This is a genomic window from Dichelobacter nodosus (assembly GCF_001263335.1).
GTDB lineage: Bacteria > Pseudomonadota > Gammaproteobacteria > Cardiobacteriales > Cardiobacteriaceae > Dichelobacter > Dichelobacter nodosus.
Window position 1 is genome coordinate 1 of record NZ_LGVW01000031.1, and the last position, 4,564, is coordinate 4,564.

The 4,564-nt window shown below is 39.7% G+C and carries 2 protein-coding genes; one reads left to right on the top strand and one right to left on the bottom strand.

Annotated elements, in window-relative coordinates:
• A partial coding sequence (locus tag AKG33_RS07395; RefSeq protein WP_082203974.1) for a transferrin-binding protein-like solute binding protein occupies positions 1 to 1,900 on the top strand: 1,900 nt, incomplete at its 5' end.
• Between the two features lie 75 nt (positions 1,901 to 1,975).
• Here the strand turns inward: AKG33_RS07395 and AKG33_RS06475 are convergent.
• A complete protein-coding gene (locus tag AKG33_RS06475; RefSeq protein WP_050708043.1) occupies positions 1,976 to 4,150 on the bottom strand; it encodes a transferrin-binding protein-like solute binding protein in 2,175 nt (724 codons plus the stop codon).
• Between the last annotated feature and the right edge of the window lie 414 nt (positions 4,151 to 4,564).

Here is a 4,564-nt window from a genome sequence, read left to right on the forward strand (position 1 = left end):
ATGTTTTTATAAATCCGAATCAAAAAACGATAAAACCGCGGTCGTAATTTCAAAAAAGAATTTCCCAGAAGCAACCTTAAGTAAAATCGACCCAGAGCTGGCTGCAAAATACAAAGAAGAAAAAGAAAAACGTGGGGCGAATGCCGATGCCGATAAAGTCGTAGACCCAACTCAAACTGGTGTAGTTGGTCATTTAGATCTCAATAAAGAATCTAGCCAAGGAACTACGCAATACGTTCGCGGTGAGCAATCTCAATTTGACCGAGAATCTAATCCGAAAGAACGCTCAAGCGCCACTTCAATTTTGGGTGTTACTGCTGAAAAACAAAACCCATGGCTTACAAATATTGCGTTAGCTCGTAAGATTCGCGCTGATGGTACTGTTTCTTTGGTGCAATATTTGGGTAATGATGCTGCCGATGCCAGCAAAATTGATGATCCAAAATCATTGCAAGCACAAAATGATCACAACGTTGTTAATTTTAGTGAATTAGAACTCTCTAAAGAAATTGCTGCTACAGATCTTAAAACGCAAAAGGATCAGGCTGATTTCGCGATCAAAGTCTACAAAAAAATAGGAGAAGATAAACTTTCTACCGAACAAAAAGAAAATTTAGCAAAATTTGTCGCACTCAAAGCAGAATTAGAAGCAATCGATCTGAAAAGTCCTGAAGGTTATTTAGGTTTAAATCCTACAGGTAACACATTCATTAGAGCAGATGGTTCTACTGGAGCTGTTTTTTCTTTCGGTGATGATGCAAAAACTTCTGATGACGTTTTAGGAACTGAAACCGAAGGTAGTAAAAAAGCATTGGCTGATGCTGAAGCAGCGACTTATACAGATGGCAAAATTACTACTGCCGGTACCGGTGCGGGTGCTTTGGGTTTGATCGGCGTGAATTTCAAAAATGGCGGTACGGAACAAGCCATTCAAGGAACTGAAGAAAAATCCCAATCTTCAACTCGCGTTTTTGGTCGTCAATACAATACTCAAGATCGCGCCGATGCTAAATTTAACAGCTATTATGATGCAAACGTTTTAGCATTATCAAAAGCTGATTTGGCGGCAGAAGTTAAAAATCTATCTGATACATCTGATGAAACTGCAGTAAAAAATTTGATCGATAAAACCAAAATCGATTATCACCTTGCTGTGAAACCACAAAAATTGGATTACGTGCAATATGGTCGCGTCACTGGTAATTTGGATCCCATCAAAACCTCCGATTTATCCGATGATGAAAGAGCTAAAATTGAAAATAAAGAACTCGTGATGAAGCGTGCTGCCTTCAAAAATAAAATTAATGAAGGTGAAAATAATGTTGATAATTTCTACTTCTATCGCGGCATTGGCGCAACAACATTGAAACAAATGGAAAGTTTGAAACAAGAGAAACCGTTAGTTTATCAAGGTCATGCTTTAATGTACGGTATTGATAATAACTTCCACGGCGCGGATACTTCACAAATTCCATCTGCATTTGGTGCTGCTGGTTCTCATGCGATCGGTAATTTCGTTACTGCTAACGTTGATTTAGCAAATAACAAAGTTGATGGTCGCGTTTACAACGTTTGGACTGATGGTAGTAAAGAAAAAATCGTTGATAATTTGGTGAAATTCAAAGGTCAAGTATTCGGCAACACTGTTTTAGGAAAAGCCGAACGCACTTATAAAGCTGGTGATGCGGATTTCCGTGCTTCATTCTTCGGTGAACAAGCAGATGAAATGGGCGGTTCTTTCAACTCTATAACTACCGCTGAAAAATACTCCAGCGATGACGTTTGGGGTGGTTCATTCGGTGCTAAACGCACAGTTGAAACACAAAAGGTAGATGATCATAACGGATATATTGGTGATTTGCCTGACGCTAATAAACCAGTTGTTACCCCAAAACCCTAATCAGTTTTTGGTTTTGACTATAAAAAAAAAGCGGCAGAAATGCCGCTTTTTCGTATTCATGAAGAATAATTACGATTATTTTTGGTGAGAAATTAACCAACCATTATCATATTCGCTTTCTTTCTTCACAGGTTCTACTTGACGTTTCGCACCAAATACGCCACCCCAGACGTCGCCTTCATGGGTATAACCATCTTTAGCGATGTTAGAGTTGAAAGAGCCACCCATTTCACCAGCTTGTTCACCGAAGAATGAAGCGCGGAAGTCGGCGCTCGCATCTTTATCTTGATAAACGCGTTTTGCTTCACCTAAAACAGTGTTGCCGAATACTTGACCTCTGAATGAAACCAAAGCATCTTCAACGGTTTCGCTTGTTGAGCCTTTTTGCCAAACGTTATAAACGTATCCATCAACTTTGCTATCGCCCAAATTTACTTCAGCTCTGACGAAGTTACCAATCGCGGTATCATCTTTGCCTTTGCCGAATGCGTAAGGTAATGAACTGTTTTTGCTGCCGTGGAAACTATTATCAATGCCGTACATTAAAGCATGACCTTGATAAACCAAAGTTTTATCTTGCGGCAAAGCTTCCATTTGTTTCAAAGTAGTAGCGTTGGTGCCGCGGTAGAAATATTGGTTGACCGCTTTATCTTTTTCACGTGTGGTATATGGGCTTTGGATATGAGTGACCGTATCTTCTGGTTTTGCTGCATTCAATTTTTCCGCATCAATTTCACCAGTAACGCGTCCATATTGCACATCATTTAATAACATCGCTTCTGCTGCTAATGAATGGCGGACGCTGGTTAAATAAGGATCTTTAGGAGGAGTTCCAGCGGTAGATCCTTTTGCAACATAGTTATTAAAGGCATCTTTATTACCAATACTTTCTGCATCAGCTTTTTCACCAAAATTGGTTAAACCAGAACCAGTAGCTCCAGAAGCACCTGCTGATTTATTGTAAGAAGCTGCAGAAACCACAGTGGTAGCGCCTTTGTAGCTGTTAACAATATCTAAATCGCCATCTGGTGAGAAGTTTTTACCGAAAATACGGGTTGAAGAATAAGATTTTTCTTCAGTTCCTTGAATTGCCTCAATTTTGAATTTTTTCGGATCGTTTAATCCATCTGCTGCTGTTTTAGCTTTTGCTTCAGGTTCAAAATTAACAGAAATCAAACCTGGAGTTCCAGCAGAACCGGTAGCAGCATTACCAGTACCGCTCGCACCAGCCGCCGCAGTGCCACCAGAACCTTTCAAAATTTCGGCGCTGGTTGCAATATAATCGCCCCAAGGAATGGTATTGCTGTATTTATCTAAAACGAGCAATTTGCGATCTTTTTTATTTTCATCGGCTTTGATTTTTTTCAGATCAGCTAAAGCATCATCAAGAACTTTTTTGTTTTTAATCACTTGACGATCGGCTTTATCATCATCTGTCAAAGTATCGTATTTTTCTAAAGCGGTTTCAATCGCTTCAATTTGTTCGGTAACTGCATCTACTTCAACGATTTTTGCGGCGGCATTGCCATGGGTGCCCCAAAAATTTTTAGTAGTGTTATTAGCGCCAGTTGCTTCAATTTCTGATGGTGCTGTATTACCAACATAAGATAACAAAGCGGCATCTAAAGCAACGTTATGTTTATTTTGTTGTTGCAATGAATCGCCATCGAGCAAGTCATCAACATCTTTACTGGGATCAATACCAACATATTGAGTAGCAATAAGTTTTCCGTCTTTTTTAGTAGATTTTTTTGCAAAGAAAATATTGGTTAATTCGGGGTTTTGATCATCGAGACCTACACCCGTAATCGTGGTCGGCGCGCTGTTTTCTTCTGGGTTGAATTGTTTATCGAAATTGGATTTTTCACCGCGCACATATTGACCCGCGCCGTAACTGGATTGTACTTTCAAATCAAAACCATCAACCACGCCGGTTTGAGTGGGGTCAACAATTTTATCGGCATCGGGATTAGCGCGTTTAGCTTTTTCTGCTTTGTATTGTTCAGCGAGTTTGGGGTCGATTTTACTTAAGGTTGCTTCTTCGCTTGCTGTAAGTACCGGAAATTCCGCTTTTTGACCGGCTTTAATAGCATCAAAGTATTTTTGTACTTTTTGTTGAACTGCAACCCCATCAACTACCCCTTGATCCGGTTTTGGGTCTAAGGGAGCTGAATTACTATCGTCTCCACCGCCGCAAGCTGCCAAAGTGATAGCACTGATGATGGCTAATGATAAGTGTGAAAGTTTCATATATATGTCCTCGTTAAATGAATTCACAGTCATCTTTTTTTACAGAAAATGACTGGCGCAAAGTGTATCGCAATTTTAGGTTAAAGAGCAAGTTCAACCATCATCAATTTGTGGTTTTTTTGCAACCTAAAAAATGCCCTAAAAACCTGCTAGCAAAAGTATTGGTTTTTCTGATACGGGCGCTAGTATAACACTGTTGTTTTTTTGCAACGAAATTTTTTTGACGCGTAAATGGGCGATTCTTCGCGTCTAAAAGCGGCAAAATTATCATGCAAAGTTTCGCAGAAGCAACCTTAAGTAAAATCGACCCAGAGCTGGCTGCAAAATACAAAGAAGAAAAAGAAAAACGCGCTAATCCCGATGCCGATAAAATCGTAGATCCAACTCAAACAGGTGTAGTTGATGGTTTTGATT